This is a genomic window from Streptomyces sp. NBC_01210, assembly GCF_036010325.1.
GTDB lineage: Bacteria > Actinomycetota > Actinomycetes > Streptomycetales > Streptomycetaceae > Streptomyces.
In genome coordinates this window covers 3,187,889-3,207,173 of sequence record NZ_CP108549.1, presented here as the reverse complement: position 1 = coordinate 3,207,173, position 19,285 = coordinate 3,187,889, and the positions used below count along the sequence as shown (strand labels likewise).

General features: G+C 70.0%; 14 protein-coding genes. 8 read left to right on the top strand and 6 right to left on the bottom strand.

Features of this window, described 5'->3' with window-relative positions; genetic code table 11:
- The first annotated feature begins 2 nt into the window (after window positions 1–2).
- From OG735_RS14490 to galE, 3 genes are all read left to right on the top strand, one after another.
- The gene (locus OG735_RS14490; protein ID WP_327323587.1) at window positions 3–1,631 is read left to right on the top strand and encodes a glycosyltransferase family 2 protein; all 1,629 of its coding nucleotides are present in this window, start codon (window positions 3–5) and stop codon (window positions 1,629–1,631) included.
- Window positions 1,628–2,911, top strand: coding sequence for a nucleotide sugar dehydrogenase (locus OG735_RS14485; RefSeq protein ID WP_327323586.1), 1,284 nt, complete (start codon window positions 1,628–1,630; stop codon window positions 2,909–2,911). Before OG735_RS14490 ends, OG735_RS14485 begins: the two co-directional genes overlap by 4 nt.
- Window positions 2,912–3,049: 138 nt before the next feature.
- Entirely contained in the window at window positions 3,050–4,030 is a 981-nt protein-coding gene (gene galE / locus OG735_RS14480; protein ID WP_327323585.1) for a UDP-glucose 4-epimerase GalE, read from the top strand.
- Window positions 4,031–4,209: 179 nt separating this feature from the next.
- On the opposite strand, the gene OG735_RS14475 is transcribed toward galE, so the two are convergent.
- The 4 genes from OG735_RS14475 to wecB form a co-directional block, all read right to left on the bottom strand.
- Window positions 4,210–5,466, bottom strand: a complete 1,257-nt coding sequence (locus tag OG735_RS14475; protein ID WP_327322156.1) for an IS30 family transposase — start codon at window positions 5,464–5,466, stop codon at window positions 4,210–4,212.
- Window positions 5,467–5,545: 79 nt separating this feature from the next.
- On the bottom strand, window positions 5,546–7,687 hold the full coding sequence (locus OG735_RS14470) for a glycosyltransferase family 1 protein (protein WP_327323584.1): 2,142 nt from the start codon (window positions 7,685–7,687) through the stop codon (window positions 5,546–5,548).
- Entirely contained in the window at window positions 7,684–9,039 is a 1,356-nt protein-coding gene (locus OG735_RS14465; RefSeq protein ID WP_327323583.1) for a glycosyltransferase, read from the bottom strand. Before OG735_RS14465 ends, OG735_RS14470 begins: the two co-directional genes overlap by 4 nt.
- Before the next feature lie 167 nt (window positions 9,040–9,206).
- Window positions 9,207–10,310: a non-hydrolyzing UDP-N-acetylglucosamine 2-epimerase gene (gene wecB / locus OG735_RS14460; protein ID WP_327323582.1), complete on the bottom strand. Its 1,104-nt coding sequence runs from the start codon at window positions 10,308–10,310 to the stop codon at window positions 9,207–9,209.
- A 466-nt stretch (window positions 10,311–10,776) separates the two neighbouring features.
- On the opposite strand from wecB, the gene OG735_RS14455 reads away from it, so the two are divergent.
- A complete protein-coding gene (locus tag OG735_RS14455) occupies window positions 10,777–11,835 on the top strand; it encodes a hypothetical protein (protein WP_327323581.1) in 1,059 nt (352 codons plus the stop codon).
- Window positions 11,836–11,928: 93 nt separating this feature from the next.
- Here the strand turns inward: OG735_RS14455 and OG735_RS14450 are convergent, their stop codons facing one another.
- Window positions 11,929–12,531 (bottom strand): acyltransferase, encoded by a 603-nt coding sequence (locus OG735_RS14450; protein ID WP_327323580.1) that lies wholly within the window; start codon window positions 12,529–12,531, stop codon window positions 11,929–11,931.
- 54 nt (window positions 12,532–12,585) lie between these two features.
- The gene (locus tag OG735_RS14445) at window positions 12,586–14,430 is read right to left on the bottom strand and encodes a hypothetical protein (RefSeq protein WP_327323579.1); all 1,845 of its coding nucleotides are present in this window, start codon (window positions 14,428–14,430) and stop codon (window positions 12,586–12,588) included.
- A 310-nt stretch (window positions 14,431–14,740) separates the two neighbouring features.
- Between OG735_RS14445 and rplU the strand changes: the two genes are divergently transcribed.
- The 4 genes from rplU (at window position 14,741) to OG735_RS14425 (ending at window position 19,159) form a co-directional block, all read left to right on the top strand.
- Window positions 14,741–15,061 carry a 50S ribosomal protein L21 gene (gene rplU, locus OG735_RS14440; RefSeq protein ID WP_108148675.1) on the top strand — a complete coding sequence of 107 codons (321 nt, stop codon included), beginning with the start codon at window positions 14,741–14,743 and terminating at the stop codon, window positions 15,059–15,061.
- Window positions 15,062–15,075: 14 nt separating this feature from the next.
- On the top strand, window positions 15,076–15,333 hold the full coding sequence (rpmA, locus tag OG735_RS14435) for a 50S ribosomal protein L27 (protein WP_327323578.1): 258 nt from the start codon (window positions 15,076–15,078) through the stop codon (window positions 15,331–15,333).
- A 119-nt stretch (window positions 15,334–15,452) separates the two neighbouring features.
- On the top strand, window positions 15,453–16,889 hold the full coding sequence (gene obgE, locus OG735_RS14430) for a GTPase ObgE (protein WP_327323577.1): 1,437 nt from the start codon (window positions 15,453–15,455) through the stop codon (window positions 16,887–16,889).
- Window positions 16,890–17,062: 173 nt separating this feature from the next.
- Window positions 17,063–19,159, top strand: coding sequence for a glycosyltransferase family 4 protein (locus OG735_RS14425; protein ID WP_327323576.1), 2,097 nt, complete (start codon window positions 17,063–17,065; stop codon window positions 19,157–19,159).
- The last annotated feature ends 126 nt before the right edge of the window (window positions 19,160–19,285 follow it).

The window sequence follows — 19,285 nt, the reverse complement described above, 5'->3', positions numbered from 1 at the left end:
CCTTGACCAGTCCTGATGTCACCGTCGTCGTCGCCGTGTACAACACGATGCCGTATCTGACGGAATGCCTTAACTCCCTTGTCGGGCAGAGCATTGGCCTGGACAGGCTCGAGATCGTGGCCGTCGACGACGGTTCCACGGACGACAGCGGAGCGGAGCTCGACCGCTTCGCCAAGAAGTACCCGGACACCGTCAAGGTGATACACCAGGCGAACTCCGGTGGCCCGGCCGCGCCCAGCAACAGGGCGCTGGACGTGGCCACCGGACGTTATGTGTACTTCATCGGCTCCGACGACTACCTCGGCAAAGAGGCGTTGGAGCGGATGGTGGCCTGTGCCGAGAAGCACGAATCCGACGTCGTGGTCGGCAAGATGGTCGGCACCAACGGCCGCTATGTCCATCAGGCGCTCTTCAAGAAGAGCGACCCGGACGTCAGCCTGTACGACTCGGCACTGCCGTTCACGCTGGCCAACACCAAGCTCTTCCGCCGTGAACTGGTGGAGAAGTACCACCTGCGCTTCCCCGAGGACCTGCCGGTCGGCAGCGACCAGCCGTTCACCGTCGAGGCGTGTGTCCGGGCCCGGAAGATCTCGGTGCTCGCGGACTACACGTACTACTACGCGGTCAAGCGCGGGGACGCGAGCAACATCACCTACCGGGCGAATCATCTCGCCCGGCTCGGCTGCACCGCGAAGATCCTCAAGCACGCGGCCGGACTGATCGAGGCGGGACCGCAGCGGGACTTCGTCTTCAAGCGCCACTTCACCTGGGAGCTGTCCAAGCTCATCCAGGGCGACTTCCCGGCGCTCGACCCGCGGACCAGGCGCGAGGTGTGCGCCGGTATCGCCGATCTGGCCGACGAGTACCTCACGGACGGTCTGAGCGACTCGCTGCCGGTCATGCGACGGGTCAGGCTCGCCCTGGCCCGGCGCGGCGCGGTGGACGAGCTCGTCGCGGCGATCGTGGCGGAGGAGGAGAACGGCGCACCGCCGTTCCACCTGGAGGACGACAGGGCCTTCGCGCTCTACCCGGGCTTCAGGGACCCCGCGATGGATCTCCCCGACCGGGTCTTCGAGGTGGTCGGGGAATCGGTGCCCGGCCGGCTCTCGGCCCGGACCGAGCTGGTCTCGGCCGAGTGGGAGCAGAACGGCGACGATCTGTCCCTGGCCCTGGCGGTACGGACCGGGCTCACCGGTGACACCGACTCGGCCGTCGTCCGGCTCGTCCAGGGCGCGATGCCCAAGAGCGCGGACAAGGCCGGCGCCCGCAGGCTGCCCGCCGGCCATGAACTCCCCGCACCCATGGGGGAGTTCACTCAGGAAGTCACTGCTGACGGCGCCGGCACGGTCGTCCGTGCGCGGATTCCGATCCAGCCCCGCCAGGCCTCGCTCGGCGTGCGCCTCTATGTGGATGTCGCAGGCTGGACATACGAGATCCCGGTGCGCGGCAAGGATCTGCCGATGCCGCTCGCCCGGCGCTGGCGCAGTGGCACCCCGTATCGAGTGGCGGCGCGCGTGAATCCCAAGGGCCGGATGGTCATCCAGACCGGTCTGCTGTTCCCGCCCGCGCAAAGATGGTGGTCGCGCGTGCGACCCCTGCTGGTCCGGTTGAAGAGGAAAGTAACCCGATGAATATCTGTGTAGTCGCGCTCGGCAAGATCGGGCTTCCGCTCGCCGTGCAGTTCGCCGCCAAGGGCCACCGGGTGATCGGCGCCGACGTCAACGAGAAGGTCGTCGAGCTGGTCAACGCCGGCACCGAGCCCTTCCCCGGCGAGCACGACCTCGACCGCCTGCTCAAGGAGACCGTCGGCGCCGGGCTGCTGTCCGCGACCACCGACACCGCGGCCGCCGTCGCCGAGTCCGACGCCGTCGTGGTCGTGGTCCCGCTGTTCGTGGACGCCGAGGGCGTGCCGGACTTCGGCTGGATGGACTCCGCGACCAAGGCGATCGCCGCCGGCCTCAAGCCCGGCACCCTCGTCTCGTACGAGACCACCCTGCCGGTCGGCACCACCCGCACCCGCTGGGCCCCGATGCTGGAGCAGGGCTCCGGCCTCACCGCGGGCAAGGACTTCCACCTGGTCTTCTCGCCGGAGCGCGTCCTCACCGGCCGTGTCTTCGCCGACCTGCGCCGTTACCCCAAGCTCGTCGGCGGCATCGACGAGGCCTCGACGCAGCGCGGTGTGGAGTTCTACGAGCAGGTGCTCGACTTCGACGAGCGCGCGGACCTGGCGCAGCCGAACGGCGTCTGGGACCTGGGCACCGCCGAGGCCTCGGAGCTGGCGAAGCTCGCCGAGACCACCTACCGCGACGTCAACATCGGCCTGGCGAACCAGTTCGCCCGCTTCGCCGACAAGAACGACATCGACGTCAAGAAGGTCATCGAGGCCTGCAACTCGCAGCCGTACAGCCACATCCACCAGCCCGGTATCGCGGTCGGCGGCCACTGCATCCCGATCTACCCGCGGATGTACCTGTGGAACGACCCGGAGGCCACCGTCGTGCGCTCGGCGCGCGAGGCGAACGCCGCCATGCCGGAGTACGCCGTCGATCTGCTGGCCGCCGCCTACGGCGACCTGGACGGCGTGGGCGTGCTGGTGCTCGGCGCCGCCTACCGCGGCGGCGTGAAGGAGACGGCCTTCTCCGGCGTCTTCCCGACCGTCGAGGCGCTCAAGGCGCGCGGGGCCGTCCCCTTCGTGTCGGACCCGATGTACACCTCCGAGGAGCTGGCCGCGCACGACCTCACTCCGCACGAGGGCCAGGTAGTCACCGCCGCGATCCTGCAGGCCGACCACGCCGAGTACCGCGAGCTGGCCGCCACCGACCTGCCGGACGTCCGCGTCCTGGTCGACGGCCGGCGCACCACCGACCCGGCGCGCTGGGAAGGCGTCCGCCGCGTCGTCATCGGCGGCTGACGCTGCCACCGCGCCTGAACCGGCGCCGCTCCCGCGGAGGCTCTCGCGGGGGTTGCCTCAATTGATGGCTGATCTACGAGACGAAGGCCCTGCCCCGCGTAGTTGGTGGGGCAGGGCCGAGTTGCAGAGGGTTTCCCCATGACCTGGTTGATTACTGGCGGCGCCGGATACATCGGCTCGCACGTGGTGAAGGCGATGACCGACGGCGGCGAGCGTGTCGTCGTCCTCGACGACCTCAGCACGGGCAGCACCGAGCGGCTGTCCGCCGGAGTCCCGCTGGAGTTGGGCTCGGTACTCGACCGTGAGCTGGTCGACCGCGTCCTGCGCGAGCACTCCGTCACCGGCATCGTGCATCTCGCGGGCAAGAAGCAGGTCGGCGAGTCCGTCGCGCTGCCGCTGCACTACTACTACGAGAACGTCGAGGGGCTGCGGACCGTTCTGGCCGCGGCCGCCGACGCCGATGTGCGCCGGTTCCTGTTCTCCTCCTCCGCATCGGTCTACGGCATGCCCGATGTCGACCTGGTCACCGAGCAGACGCCGTGCCTGCCGATGAGCCCGTACGGCGAGACCAAGCTGGCCGGCGAATGGCTGGTGACAGCCGTCGGCAAGGCACACGGTATGGCGACCGCCTCGCTGCGCTACTTCAACGTCGCGGGCGCCGCCTCGCCCGAACTCGGTGACGACGGCATCTTCAATCTGGTGCCGATGGTCTTCGAGCGCCTCACGGCGGACGAGTCGCCGCGTATCTTCGGCGACGACTACCAGACGCCCGACGGCACCTGCATCCGCGACTACATCCATGTCGAGGACATCGCCTCCGCCCATGTCGCGGCGGCGCGGCGGCTCGCCGAGGACGCCTCGGCCTCGCTGATCCTCAACATCGGCCGCGGCGAAGGTGTTTCGGTCGCCGAGATGGTCACCACCATCCAGGACGTCAGCGGACGGGAAGACCTCAAGCCCGTGGTCACCGAGCGCCGTCCCGGCGACCCCGCACGGGTCGTGGCGGCGGCCGACCGGATCCGTGAGGAGCTGGGCTGGCAGGCGCGCCACGACGTGCGCGCGATGGTCACATCGGCTTGGGCGGGCTGGTGCCTGCGCCACCCGGAGGCGCGCGGCTGAGCAGGATCCACCGCGCAGAGCGGCCGTGCAGGTCCACCGCGCAGAGCGGCTGTGCAGGTCCACCGCGCAGCGCGGCGGCGCAGGTCCACCGCGCAGAGCGGCGGCGCAGATTCACTGCCTGTACGAAGGAAGGGCCCCCGGGATTCGGCGAATTCGAGGGGTCGTTGCAACACTGCTGGTCAGCTGGCTAGGTCCAGTAGCTTAGCGAGGCGCTCGGCTGGGGTTTCCCAGCCGAGCGTTTTGCGTGGGCGGCTGTTGAGTTCGGCGGCCACCGTTTCCAGGTGGTCGGGGGTATGGGCGCTCAGGTCGGTGCCCTTGGGGAAGTACTGCCGCAGCAGGCCGTTCGTGTTCTCGTTCGACCCGCGCTGCCAGGGGCTGGCTGGGTCGCAGAAGTAGACCGGGATGTCGGTGGCGACGGTGAAGGCGCGGTGGGCTGCCATCTCTGAGCCCTGGTCCCAGGTCAGGGACCGCCACAGATGCGGCGGGAGGGTCTGGACGGTAGTGGCGAGCGCGTTGCGGGTGGCGATGGCGCTGTGGCCGGTCGGCAGGTGCACGAGCATCACGTAGCGGGTGGACCGTTCGACCAGGGTGCCGATGGCCGAGCGTCCGTCCTTGCCGATGATGAGGTCGCCCTCCCAGTGGCCGGGGACGGCCCGGTCGGCGGCTTCGGCGGGGCGTTCGCTGATCAGGACCATGTCCTTGATGGCGCGGGAGATGCGCTTGTGGGCCTGGCGCTGCGGGCGCCGGCGGGCCCGGCCGGTGCGCAGGGAGCGGGCCAGTTCCCGGCGGAGTTCGCCGCGGCCCTGGACGTAGAGGGCCTGGTAGACGGTCTCGTGGGTCACGTGCATCTCCGGCCGGTCAGGGAAGCGTGCCCGCAGAGCCTGGCAGATCTGCTCAGGGCTCCACCGCATCGTGAGGTGGTCCTGGATGAAGTCCCGCAGTTCGGGGTTCTGGCCGATCTTGCCGGTCTTGGGGCGGGGCCGGCGGGCGTCGGCCCGGGCCTGGGCGGTGTGCGGCCGGTAGTACCAGCCCCCTTTGGGCATGGTCCGCCGGTTGCGGCGTATCTCGCGGCTGATGGTGGACGGGCTGCGGCCCAGCTCGGCGGCGATCTGCCGGACGGACGCCTTCTCACGCAGCCGGTCGGCGATGTGAATGCGGTCGTGCTCCTGGAGATACCGCGACGGAGCAGGAGGCGGTCCCTCCGGCCCCGGCGGCCCGGGCGTCTGCCCGGGTTCCTGGTAGATCGGAGGGACCGCCTTGCGGCCCCTTTGGTGACCGTTACGCCACTTCTTGCCCGTACGGCGGTCGATGCCGACGATCCGGGCCGCTTCCCGGGTGCTGTAGCCCTGCTCCATGAGCTGGAAGTATGCGGCCCGCTCACGGAGCAACGGCTTGCGCCCCTGCGACTTCCTGTTCTTGCGAATCTCGAAGTCCATCGCACCCCTTGAACTGGGGTGTTGCAACGACCGCTAGAACTGAAGTTCCCGGGGGCCCTTCCTTCGTACGCGCGCTGTCCTACTCGCCGAGCAGCAGCTTGTCGAAGCGTCGGCTCACCACGGGCCAGTCCCACGCGGAGAGCGCATGCTCGGAGGCGAGCTTGCCCGCGTTCCGCCAGTTCTCCTCGGTCGCGGTGGTCTCGAGGATGCGCTTGGCGGCCTCCTCGGGAGAGCCCACGACCCAGCCCTCGGGGTAGAGCGTCCGGGCACTGTGCTCGCGCCCGGCGTAGAACGGCCAGTCGCGGACGACGGGGACGGCGGCGCTCGCCGCGCCCTCCATCAGCCCGACGTGGCAGCCCTCACGCACTGAGGAGCTGAGGATCGTACCGATCTCGGTGAGCGCGGACGGCACATCGTCGGTCGGCCCGAGACGTACCACCGCACCGGACTCCTCCAGCGGCGCCAGCTGCTTCTCGAACTCCGCGAGGTAGTCCTTGGTGGCGCGGCTGGTCTTGCGGTCCATGTCACTGCCGACCAGCAGCAGCCGGTAGCGCTCGTCCGCCTTGCGTACCCGCTGCAGTACGTCGATGGCCCACAGCGGGTCCTTCGCGACCTGCGAGATACCGATGAGCCCGAGGTTGAAGCGGGCGTCGGCCGGCTTCGCGCGGTTGAAGGCGCTCAGGTCCATGGCGTTGTCGAGCATGTGCGTACGCGGCGCCTGCGGACCGCGCAGCTGCGGAACCAGCGAGGTCGTCAGGTCCTGCACATGGTCCGCGACGTACACGAGGTCGTCCACACGCGAGAAGTCGACCAGGTGCGGCCAGCGGGTGAAGGCCTCGTAGCTGTGCAGCCGGACGACGATCCGGGTGTCGCCCGGGTCGATCGTCGTGAGCATCACGGCCGGTGCCACACACCAGTCGAGGAACACCGTGTCGGCCCAGTCCAGATGGGGCCGCATGAGCGTCTCGACCTGCTCCGCGTAGAGGGCGTCGCCCCCGAGACGGTTCTCTATCATCCGCCGGCCGGCCCACGAGAGGCGCTTCATGGCCGGGCTGGCCGCCAGGTCCAGGTAGCGGACCTCGACGCCCTGGTGGGCCTCGTAGTGGGACAGGATCAGCTTCAGGAAGTTGTCGTTGGCGCTCGTGGTGACCAGCAGCCGCAGCGGCCGGTCGGCCGGTGGCGTGGCGGCGGGAGTCTTCCTGCCGCGCGGCTCCACGATCTTCTTCATGACCGCCGAGCGGTGCACCGGCGCGGAGAAGGCCTCGGGGTCGGCGGCCAGCGGAGAGCTCAACTGGTCGATGTGGACGACCCGGTGGAAACCGAGAACGAGCGCACGGTCCAGCGTGGACGCCGCCGCAGCCGGGTCACCGGCCTTGTAGTACTCGTCCGCGGAGGCCAGCAGCTCATTGACCGTACGGTCCAGAGCACGCGGTGCGATGCCCTTGTTGAGCTCGGTCTTGACCGCCTCGTCCAGCAGCCCGGTCCTGATCTTCCGGTCCGAGATACGCCCCGCGGCGGTGGTCAGCGCGAGCGTCGCGCCACCGGGCCGGCCGGCCCAGCGCATGCCCTCCGCCACCTGGCGGGACAGCGCGGCCCGCACCTTGGCGGGCACACCGGGCGCGCCGAGGGCGGTGCGCCACAGCCGGGCGCCGACGGAGCTGCGCATCACGGGGCGTGCGGTGGCCGTACGCAGCATGGTCTGGGGCAGTGCCTTGGCCTGGCGGCGTACATCGCTGGCGAGCAGCGCCGGCGGCGGCACGAGTGCCTTCCGCCTGGTCGCAACCGCGGACGGACGGCCCGGTACACGCGGATTCTCCAGGGCCCGCAGAGCCGGCGCGATACCGAAGGAGGCACCGGCGCCGGTGTTGTACTGGGCCAGCCGCCAGACCGTGTACACGGCGTTCGCGTCGAGCGCGACGAGCTGCTGCGCGCCCAGACCGTGCCGGCGCAGCCAGACGTTGCGACGGCTCTGGATCCACAGCCGCCGGCTGTGCGGCACCTTCTTCAGCTTGCGCCGCGTGGAGGTGCTCAGATGCCCTATTCCGTACGGCAGTTGGTGGTACCCGTCCAGCTCGAGCCGGTCGAGTTCCTCCTGGCAGCCCTTTGCGTCGAAGGCACAGGCCAGGTAGACGCTGGCGCCGAGAGCGCGGAACTTCTGCACCGCACCGGCCAGCACGCCGAGCTGCGGCTGGGAGGCGGCGACAAGCAGCACATCGGTCACGAGCTGGGACCTCCGGCGACGATCGACTTCGGGGAGCAGTTGTCCACATCCGCGGTTCCGGCGGACTGGGAGATGGTGGCTCCGGGAAGCGCGGCAGGCCCGCCGTGGTCCTCGGCGAGCCGGTTGACCAGGTTCTTCACGGCGACGGACATCAGCGCCTCGCGGGTGAACTGGTCGGCGTGCGCCATCGCTTCCGCGTGCACCTCGTCGCTCGTCTCGACGGCCATGTGCGCCGCCCTGACGAAGGACTCCGCCAGGCCCTCCTCGTCGAGACCCACGGCGCCGGTCCACAGGGGGTGACCCTGCAGGACGTTCGAGGCGTCGTGCTCGACGACGTGCGCCGAGACGATCGGCAGGCCGGTGGCCATGTACTCGTAGACCTTGCCGGAGGTCACATAACGACCGCCGATCAGGATGAGCACCATCGCGTCCCAGCGGGCGTAGATGGAGGAGACCTCGGCCTTGGCGGCGGGCCCCCCGAAGGAGACGCCGTCGGCCTCGGCCTGCTTGAGCATCTCGGAGTGCTTGTTGGCCTCGCGGCCCGCTCCGTTGCCGATGTGGCCGCGGACCTCGAAGCGTGCGTTGGCGAGCAGCGGCTCGCGCTCACGGGCGGCACGCCAGGCGTTGAGCACCGTTTCCAGGTGCGCGGGCGTGAAGTTGACCGTGCCCAGGTAGCCGAAGACAAGACCGGACTCGGGGTCCGGGTTGTGCGCCCGGCCGGGCGAGCTGTCGGCGTCGTAACCGTTGCGTACGACCTCGACGCGGGAGGCGATCTCCGGGTAGCGGGCGCGGTAGTGGTCGGCGATCGGGTCGTTCACGACCCACAGCGAGACCGCGTTGTCGAGGACCTTCTGCTCCCAGTGGCCCAGCTCGGAGTCCTTGGTGAAGGCCTCGATGCCGGTGATCACGTCGATGGACCAGCCGTCGCGGAAGTCCACCGCGTACGGAACGCGGGCCTCTTCCCAGAGCTTCCAGGCCGCAGCGAGGTTCACATACGGAACGCAGCTGGCCACGAGCAGGTCCGCCGGGTGCTCCTGGTGAATGTCGAGCACGGCCTGCTCGAGCGCGCCGCGCCACTCGCCGAAGTTCGGCTCGGGGAACGGCTTCTGCTGCCGCTTGCGCAGCTGCGTGACCCACTTGTTGGGGTTGAGCGCGCGCTCCTCCCCGTAGAGGCGGATGTCCGTCTCCAGGTCCTCGCGGGAAAGCGGCAGCTCGACGATCTTCACCCGGGGGTCGACCTGCTCGAGGAGCGTGAGGTCAACGCCCGAGTCCCGCTCCCAGGACTCCTGGGCGATGTTGACGACGGTGACATCCCAGCCCGCCTTGCAGAACTGGTTCGCCGTCTCGCGCATGCGGTATGCGCTGCTCTTCGCAGCCGGCGGGAAGCCGATGGCGAGATAGATGACATGAGGCCGAGTGCTTTCTGAGGGCAGCCCGGACCTGGGAGACGCTGACATAAACGGTGACGCTAGCACGGTGACATGTACGGATTCGGGCCCCCTGTGAAGCCCTGTGTCCGTCACGCGCGCCGGCTGCCCCCCTTCCACTGTTCCATGATCCGGACAACATTCTGCGCGGCTCGTCCGTCGCCGTACGGCGTACCCGGGTCGGCCGTCGGAACCGCACGGGTGACGGTGGCGGCCCACTCGTCGGCGGAGAGCTCGTGCGGGTCGGGAACCAAGACGTTCCAACCGGTGTCGACGGTTTCCACCCACTCGGTCTCGGGACGGATCGTGGTGGTGATCCGCTCCAGGAGGAAGGCTTCCTTCTGGAGACCGCCGGAGTCGGTGACGACACCGGTCGAGGCCAGCACCGCGGCGACCAGACCGGCGTACGGCAGCGGGCGGCCGACGTGCACCGAGCCCTGCGCGAGGTCGATGCCGTGCTGCTCGGCGCGCGCGACCAGGCGCGGGTGCGCGAGCAACGCCACCGGCACCGGCAGCTTGGCCAGCGAGCCGATGATCGCGGCGAGGCGCTCGGGGTCGTCGGTGTTGTCGGGCCGGTGCAGGGTCGCCAGCAGGAACGGCTGCGAGGGGTCGATGCCCTCGGGCAGCGCGGGCGCCGCGTGCTCGCCGGCGAGGACCGCGTCGCGGATGCGCAGGCAGATGTCGACCATGACGTCACCGGCGAGTACGGCGCGGTCCTTGAGGCCCTCGTCGGCGAGGTGGCGCATGGCCTCCTCGGTCGGGGCCAGCAGGACGTCGGCGCAGTGGTCGGTCAGCACGCGGTTGTGCTCCTCCGGCATACGCCGGTTGAAGGAGCGCAGGCCGGCCTCGAGGTGCGCGACCGGGAGGTGCATCTTCACGGCCGACAGCGCACCGGCGATCGTGGAGTTGGTGTCGCCGTAGACGAGGACCCAGTCCGGCTGCTCGCGCTCGAGGACCGGGTCGAGCGCGGTGAGCACCGAACCGGTCTGGACGCCGTGGCTGCCGGATCCGACACCGAGGTGGACATCCGGGTCCGGGATGCCGAGTCCGTCGAAGAAGACGTCGGAGAGGTCGGCGTCGTAGTGCTGCCCGGTGTGCACGATGAAGTGCTCGTGCTCCGTCTCGGAGAACGCGGCCGCGATGGGTGCGAGCTTCACCAATTGAGGACGGGCACCGACGATGCTGATGACTTTCACTGAACACTCTTCTTCTGGGTCAGGTCACTGGCGGGGCGTGTCACGGTCTCATACTGCTGGCCGACACCCCGCGCGATCGCGCCACAGCCGGTGCGGCGGGACGGCCCGGTGCGGCACACGCGCCCAGGGGTGCTCTACGCAATGGTAGGCAATCGCCGAGGTGAGCAGGCTCGCGGCCCGGCCGTCGCAGGGAAGTCGGTGCTTTCCAGCCCATTGTCAGGACGTCCCACCTGTGCGACGAGTACTCGGATAACGATTCTGTGAACGAGCCGTGGGGTGGCCGAGCGCTCCTGTGGCCTGTCCGCGCAGGGCGGATGCCGTACTGCGGCTGTCGTACTATCGACGCGCAAGTTTCGCGGGGCGGTCACGGGAAAGTCGACGGTGTGCCATGGCGGTCTGGTCCGGACGGAAATCTGCGCGTCGTACGGATGCGCCGCCGAGTAGCAAGGCCGGCAGAACACCTTCCGTGGACACCTCCCTCGCCCCCACCACCGGCTGGCTGCTGCGCGGCAAGGACGGCAGGCTCACCGCGTACGCCCCGGCCGCCGAGGGTGTGCTGCGCTGGACCGAGACCCGTCCCGGCGGCCCGGAGTGGTCCGCACCCGATCTGCTCCCCGCCCCCGGCGTACTGCCGTATCTCTGCCTCGCGCAGGGCGCCGACGGCTATGTCCACCTGGTGGGCCTGCGGCGCAAGCGTCTCGCGGACGGCCGGACCGGCACCGATGTGGTGTACGCCCTGCAGTACCAGTCGGGTCTGGCGATACGTGACTGGTATCCGCTCGGCAGCCCGTACCCGAACGACCCCGACCTCGCCGAGCAGATCGGCCTGCCGTCGGCAGTGGTGGACGCGGAAGGTTCACTGCACGTGTTCGTACGCAACGCGGGCGGCGGTGTCAGCGGACGCAGCCAGGTGCCTTCGGGCAAGTGGAACAAATGGGCCGACTTCAAGGGCAGCGGAGCTTCCGGTACGGTCTCCGCCTCGATCACGGCCGACGGCCTGATGGAACTCCTCGCTCCCACGGCGGACCACATCATGCGCTGGAAGCAGCTGGAGGCGGGCGTCAAGTTCGAGCGCGCCGAGGACATCCCGGCCTCGGCCGCTGCCGACTCGCTCACCGCCGAGCGCACCGGCGGCAACCGGCTCACCCACTTCTGGCACGACGCCGGCGACCGCATGGTCCGCGCCTGGCGCGAGTCCGACAAGACGCCGGCCGCTCTCGGTGACGGTGCGGGCACCGGGCCGGTCGCGCTGCTGCGTACCCCGGTCGACGGCCACGACTGCACGATCCTCGCCCACCGTGACGCCGAGACCGGTCGTCCGGCCCTCGCCGCCTATCCGACGGAGGACGAGTCCAGCGGCGTCAGCTGGACCCTGACGGGCGAGCCGTGCGTGGGCGTGCCCGCGCTGGCGATCGACGCCAGGGGGCGGGTGGTGATGGCAGCGTTCGGTACGGACGGGACGCTGCGGGTGACCCGCCAGAAGGAAGAGTCGGGGCTGGCCCTGGAGGCCTGGACCCGCGCTTAGGGGGACCGGGGTCCAGGGCGGCGGTTCCGGCCTCGCTGGGGCGGAACCCGGAGTCCGGTTCGGCCGCCGGCAGGACCGGCGGCCGGAACGTTGTCAGACTGCCTGCTCGCCGAGAACGCCGTCCTTCTCGACGTACACCGCGCCGGTCTGCGGGCACTCCCAGACACCGGACTCGCCGGCCCGCTCCACCAGGCGGACACCGGACCGGCCGACCCAGCCGATCTGCCGCGCGGGCACACCGACGACCAGCGCGAAGTCAGGTACGTCCTTGGTGACGACGGCGCCCGCGGCGACCATGGACCAGCGTCCGATCCGTACCGGCGCCACGCACACGGAGCGCGCGCCGAGCGAGGCGCCCTCGGCGACCTTGACGCCCACGGCCTCCCAGTCGCCGCCGCGCTTCTGCTTGCCGTCCGGGTCGACGGAGCGCGGGTTGTGGTCGTTGGTGAGCACCACGGCGGGGCCGACGAAGACGCCGTCGCCGAGCTCCGCGGGCTCGTACACGAGGGCGTAGTTCTGCAGCTTGACGTTGTCGCCGATCTGCACGCCGGTGCCGACGTAGGCGCCGCGGCCGACGACACAGCCCTCACCGAGCTTTGCGCCCTCGCGGATCTGGGCGAGCTCCCAGACGCTGCTCCCGGCGCCGATCTCGGCGGTCTCGTCGACCTGGGCGGTGGGCTGGACCCTGTAGTTCACTTCTCTGCCTTCCGGTGCGCGGCTTCGCCCGGCGAGCATACGGCCCGGCGAGGCTCACCGGCTGTGGACCCGGGCCTTCCGCAGCTGGGCCGCGAGGTAGAGCGCGGCGAACGTCGGGGCGATGGTGCGGTACCAGCCCACGTCCGGGGACCACCAGGCGTACACCGCCGCCGGGACGAAGAGCAGCAGGCCCAGAATTCGCAGGACCCACCAGCGGGCGGGGTGGTGGACCGGCAGGGCGGGGGAGCCCAGGTCGGTCGACATGGTGTCCCTGATCCCCTTGAACACCCCGCGGCGGGCGAGGAGTTGGGCTCCCGGAAGGCTCTCGAGGATCTCGCCGCGCTCGCCGAAGCCGTCCGGGACCGGTGGCAGCCCGAGCGCTGCCACCAGCTCGGACTGGCGCCGGGCCGGGCTGTCCGTGCCGCGCAGCAGCGTGACCAGCCGGCGTGGGTCGGGCACCGGGAAAACGGCGGCGATGGCCTGCGCGGTGGCGGTGGCCTCGGCGTGGTCGATGACCGGGGCGGCCGGGTCCCACAGATGGGACGCGAGTGCCTTGCCCTTGTGGAACAGAGTGAAGCCGTAGCGGTCGGCGGTGCGGCGCAGGACCAGGGCGGGCCATTTCTCGCCGGTGGTGAAGTTGTCGGCGGCCGCCGTCAGCATCTCCTCGCCGGTCGCGAGGGTCGCGCGTCTGCCGGGGGAGGGGTCGGGGACGAGTTCGACGTAACTCATACGGGACGGGGACGGGGCCGGGGCCGGGGCGATACGGAGCGAGACACCGCACATCAGCGCCGCCTCGGCGACCTCGTGGGGCGGGGCCGCGGCTATCGCGAGCGAGCGCGGCGTGGGGACGGCGGGGTCTGCGGAGAGTGCCGCCGCCGTCGGTGTGGCGGGCTGCGGCGGGTGCCCGAAGAACGGGGTCTGCGACGCGACCTGCATCCGTACACCCAGACGGAACTCCAGGAACTCCTTGCGGCTCTCACCCACGTACGCCCACGGGTACTCGCGCGCATGCACGCCGATCGCCCGGAAGACGTCGAGTGCCTCGGCCCAGCGCTCGGCGAAGATCAGCATGAGGGCGAGGTGATTGCGGAACCCGGCGGCCTCCGGGTCGCCGGGCGCGTACCAGCCGGAGAGCTCCAGGGCGCGGTCGATCGCCGCTTCGATCCGGGCGCGGTCGATCGGGCCGTTCTCGGTGGAGTCGTCGGACACGACCTCGTACTCCACGGAGGCGAGCAGCGGCAGCGCGTGCAGCTTCGAGCCGGGCAGCGCACCTTCGGCGGCCTGCTCCGCGAAGGCGAACATCTCCTCGTGCGAGCCGTACCACTTGTCGCACAGATACTGCAGGGCGGTGGCGTGGCAGCCGTAGTGGTGCGGGGCGCGGGCGACGGCCTCCGCCCAGTACGCGTCGAACACATCGCGCGGCGCCTGGATGCCGCGTGCGTGCGTGAGAGCGACCTCCCACGGCACTGGGTCGGTGGGGTTCAGCTCGGCCGCGGCGGCGATCACCGGAATGGCGTCGTCGAGGAGCGTGAAGAAGGCCCGGAACCGGTCCTCGGAGACATGCCTGGCGCGGTAGCCCGTACGTATCTCCCAGGCCTGCTGGATGCAGAGATCCGCCTTCACGAGCATCGCGTCGGGATCCTCGGGGGACTCGGCCAGCCACGCCTCCAGCCAGCCGGGGCTCCGCAGCGCGTGCTCGGCCAGTTCCGAGACGCAGACGCTGCGCCGCTCCCACTGCGCGTCGAGGCGGGTCTCGGCGAGCAGCTCGCGGGCGGGACCGGCGTCGCCCGTCGCGGCCGCTGCCAGCGCGGCCCGCAGCGCGGGCTCGGCGACGGAATCGACGCTCACGGCCTCGTCCGGCGGCAGATCCGCGCCCACGGACGAGCCGTGACGGAGCATACGAGGCAGGGTGATCAGTGAACGAAAGGACACGAGCGCTCATTGAACAGGCAGGAACCGCCGCTTACCAAGGGGTTGCGGCAGGGGTAATGGCCGGGGCAATGGGAGCGCCGACCCCGGTTTGACCCCTTGCCCGGGCGCCCGTAACCTTGACCCTCGGCGTGTTTCCATACACAGCCACCCCTGAGCAACTCCCTCCCGCTGGTTCTGCCGGCCGGGAGAGGCCGCTCATCCTTCCGGATCGCCACAGGCTTCGGCCTGTGCGAGCGGCTGGCATCAGGGGATCCGTTCCGAGCGAAAGAGAGTCCGCGTGTACGCCATCGTGCGCAGCGGTGGTCGCCAGCACAAGGTTGCTGTCGACGACATCGTTGAGGTTGACAAGATTCCCACCGCCAAGGTTGGCGACACGGTCGAGCTCTCGACCCTGCTCGTTGTCGACGGCGACGCTGTGACCAGCGACCCGTGGGTGCTGGCCGGTATCAAGGTCACGGCCGAGGTCGTGGACCACCACAAGGGCGCGAAGATCGACATCCTTCGCTACAAGAACAAGACCGGCTACCGCCGTCGCCAGGGTCACCGCCAGCAGTACACGGCGATCAAGGTCACCGGCATCCCCGCGGCTGCGAAGTAAGGGACTGAGGAGACATGGCACACAAGAAGGGCGCATCGTCCACTCGGAACGGGCGCGATTCCAATGCTCAGCGGCTCGGCGTGAAGCGCTTCGGCGGTCAGGTCGTTCTCGCCGGTGAGATCCTGGTCCGCCAGCGTGGCACCCACTTCCACCCGGGTTCGGGCGTCGGTCGCGGTGGCGACGACACCCTGTTCGCGCTGAACGCCGGTGCGGTGCAGTTCGGCACCCACCGCGGCCGCAAGGTCGTGAACATCGTTCCGGTCGCCGAGTAATTCGGTCGCTGTAGAGCGGTTTTCTTCGTGAGGCGGACCTCGCTTCCCGGCATCGGGAAGCGGGTCCGCCTTTCGCTTGTTACTAGATAGACATTGCGTACGTAACTGGAGGCACAACCATGACCACCTTCGTGGACCGCGTCGAGCTGCATGCCGCCGCGGGTAACGGAGGCCACGGCTGCGCCTCCGTTCACCGGGAGAAGTTCAAGCCGCTCGGCGGCCCCGACGGCGGCAACGGCGGCCGTGGCGGTGACGTCATTCTGGTCGTCGACCAGTCGGTGACCACGCTGCTCGACTACCACCACAGCCCGCACCGCAAGGCGACCAACGGCCAGCCCGGCGCCGGCGACAACCGCTCTGGCAAGGACGGCCAGGACCTGGTCCTGCCCGTGCCCGACGGCACCGTCGTCCTCGACAAGCAGGGCAATGTCCTCGCCGACCTGGTCGGTCAGGGCACCACCTTCGTCGCGGGCCAGGGCGGCCGCGGCGGCCTCGGCAACGCCGCGCTGGCCTCCGCACGCCGCAAGGCCCCCGGTTTCGCGCTGCTCGGCGAGCCGGGTGAGGCCCGTGACGTCGTCATGGAGCTCAAGACCGTCGCCGATGTGGCGCTGGTCGGCTACCCGAGCGCCGGTAAGTCGTCGCTGATCTCGGTGCTCAGCGCCGCCAAGCCGAAGATCGCGGACTACCCGTTCACGACGCTCGTACCGAACCTGGGCGTCGTCACCGCGGGCTCGACCGTCTACACCATCGCCGACGTCCCCGGCCTGATCCCCGGCGCCAGCCAGGGCAAGGGCCTCGGTCTGGAGTTCCTGCGCCATGTCGAGCGCTGCTCGGTGCTGGTGCACGTCCTGGACACCGCGACGCTCGAGTCCGACCGGGACCCGGTCTCCGACCTCGATGTGATCGAGGCCGAGCTCAGCCAGTACGGCGGTCTCGACGACCGGCCGCGGCTCGTCGTCCTCAACAAGATCGACATTCCGGACGGCCAGGACCTCGCGGACATGATCCGCCCGGAGCTCGAGGAGCGCGGCTACCAGGTCTTCGAGATCTCGGCGATCGCCCGTACGGGACTCAAGGAACTCTCCTTCGCGCTCGCCGGCATCATCGCCCAGGCGCGCGCGGCCAAGCCGGCGGAGGAGGCGACCCGGATCGTCATCCGCCCGAAGGCCGTCGACGACACGGGCTTCACCGTCACCCAGGAGGAGGACGGCATCTTCCGGGTGCGCGGCGAGAAGCCGGAGCGCTGGGTGCGCCAGACCGACTTCAACAACGACGAGGCCGTCGGTTACCTCGCGGATCGTCTCAACCGCCTCGGTGTCGAGGACGCGTTGATGAAGGCCGGTGCCCGAGGCGGCGACGGCGTGGCCATCGGCCCCGAGGAGAACGCCGTCGTCTTCGACTGGGAGCCGACGATGATGGCGGGCGCGGAGATGCTCGGCCGCCGCGGTGAGGACCACCGTCTGGAGGCCCCGCGGCCTGCGGCACAGCGTCGTCGGGACCGTGAGGCGGAGCGGGACGAGTCGCAGCGCGAGTACGACGAGTTCAACCCGTTCTAGACGAGTTCGACCCGTTCTGGAAGAACAAGCACGGGGCGGCGCGGCGTGAGGCCGAGTCGCCCCCATGAGTCCGATCCGTATCCATGCGTACGGCGGCGCAACCTCCCGCCCCCAATGACCGTCTCGTACGCGGGGGCGGGACGAGGTGTCCCGGTACACGGAACGGAGCGTTGATGAAGATTTCCTTCCTCATCCACACGATTTACGGCATCGGCGGGACCATCCGCACCACGCTGAACCTTGCGGAGGAGCTCGCCGACCGGCATGAGGTGGAGATCGTCTCGGTCTTCCGGCACCGGGACATCCCGCTGTTCGCCATAGACCCCCGCATCAGCGTCGTACCGCTCGTGGACACACGTCCGTCCTCCCCGACGAACGAGAAGAAGCACCCGCTCCAGCTGCAGCCCGCCGAGCTCTTCCCGAAGAACGATGCCCGCTACAAGGAGTACAGCAGGCTCAGCGACGAGCGGGTGCAGGCCCACTACGCGGGGTCGGACGCGGATGTGATCATCGGGACCCGGCCCGGACTGGTCGCGTACGTCGCGCAGTTCGCGCCGGAGCGTGCCGTGCTCATCGGCCAGGAGCACATGACGCACAACCATCACAAGCCCGAGCTGCGCGCCGAGATGTACGACCATCTCGCCCGGCTCGACGCCTTCGTGACGGTCTCCGAGGGGGACGCGGCCTCCTATCGGGAGCAGATGCCGCTGCCCGACACCCGTGTGCTCGCCATCCCGAACAGCGTGCCCGAGCCGATGGTCGCGCCATCCGACACCTCGGGCACGACCGTGGTGGCGGCGGGACGGCTGGCTTCGGAGAAGCAGTACCAGGTACTCATCGAGGCCTTCGCCAAGGTCGCCGCCGTCCGGCCGGAGTGGACGCTGCGGATCTGCGGCTGGGGCAACCAGAAGGACCGGCTCCGCAGACGCATCGACGAACTGGGCCTTTACAACAGAGCCCATCTCATGGGTCCCCGCTCACCCATCGAACCGGAGTGGGTCAAGGGCGCGATCGCCGTCTCCACCTCCCGCCACGAGTCGTTCGGCATGACGCTCGTGGAGGCCATGCGCTGTGGTCTGCCGGTGGTCAGCACCGACTGCGACTACGGTCCGCGGGAGATCATCGAGGACGGCGTGGACGGGCTGCTGGTCCCCGTCGGTGACGTCGACGCCATCGCCGGCGCTCTGCTGAAGCTCATCGACGACAAGGATCTGCGCCGCCGGATGGGTGCGGCCGCGCTGCGCAACGCACGGCGCTTCGACCCGGGCCCGGTCGCCAAGCAGTACGAGGAGCTGGTCGCCGAGCTCGGCGCGGCCACCGCCTCGCGCGGGGGTGCTTCGCGCGGGGCTGCCCCGCGCGTCGCCTCCGCGAACGGGGACGGCGAGGAGTTCGCTCCCGTCGCCGACTGTGTGGTGGGCCAGGACGGCGAGCTGGGCGTCACCCTGCTCCCCCTTCCCCCGAACCCGCAGGACCAGGGCGGCCTGAGGCCGAGCCGGGGCGCCGGACTGCGGCTGGTCTGCACGCACCAGGATGCGAAGGTCGAGGAGCGGGCTTTCGCCTTCGACGCCGAGGGCCGGGCGACCGTCCCGGCCGGTGCGGACTTCGCCGAGGGTGTCTGGACCTGCCATGTGGAGCTGCCGGAGGGCGAGCGGGTGGCGCTCGCGACCCGTGCCGTCGACCAGCGCGGCGCCATGCGGGCCGCGGACCGCATGGTGGCCGGCGCGGCCGTCCGCCAGCTCGTCCCGTATGTGAAACAGGGAGTGCTCTCGCTGCGCTCCTGGGTCAGACCGGTCCACGCCGAGGTCGGCGACATCCTGCTCGCCGACCGGAAGATCATGCTCACCGGCCGGCTGCTCGGCCGGGGCACCCTGGCCGACGACCCCGTGCTGCTGCTGCGCCGCCGCGGCAAGGATCCGGCCGAGCTGACATTCCCGGTCGGCCGGGAGGGAAGCGACGGCTTCCGGGTCACCGTTCCGTGCGCGGCACCGGCGGCCGTCCAGACCGCCGCGCACGACGTCTGGGACCTGTGGCTGCGGTACGCACCCGACGCCGAGCCGGTCAGGCCGGGCCGGGTGCTGGACGATGTCGTGGAGAAGGGGTCCCTCGTCCCGTATCCCGGCACCGAGCTGTTGAAGAAGAGACCGCTCGCCGCGGTGCGGGCGGTGGCCCGCAAGCTGCGGGGCAGGCCCCAGGAGCGGGTCACGGTCAAGATCTTCTACAGTGCTTCCAGCGATCTTGTACTGAACGTTGTCGACAAGCCGATCAAGTAGCTGAGCGCACCATTGACAACTGTGGCGTCAGTCACCCCGGGGGTGGGACGGGTCGCCGTCATCTCCCTGGCCACAGGGTGAACTTCCCGTATCGCGGAGATGTGGAGCACCCCAAACCCGCCTTGC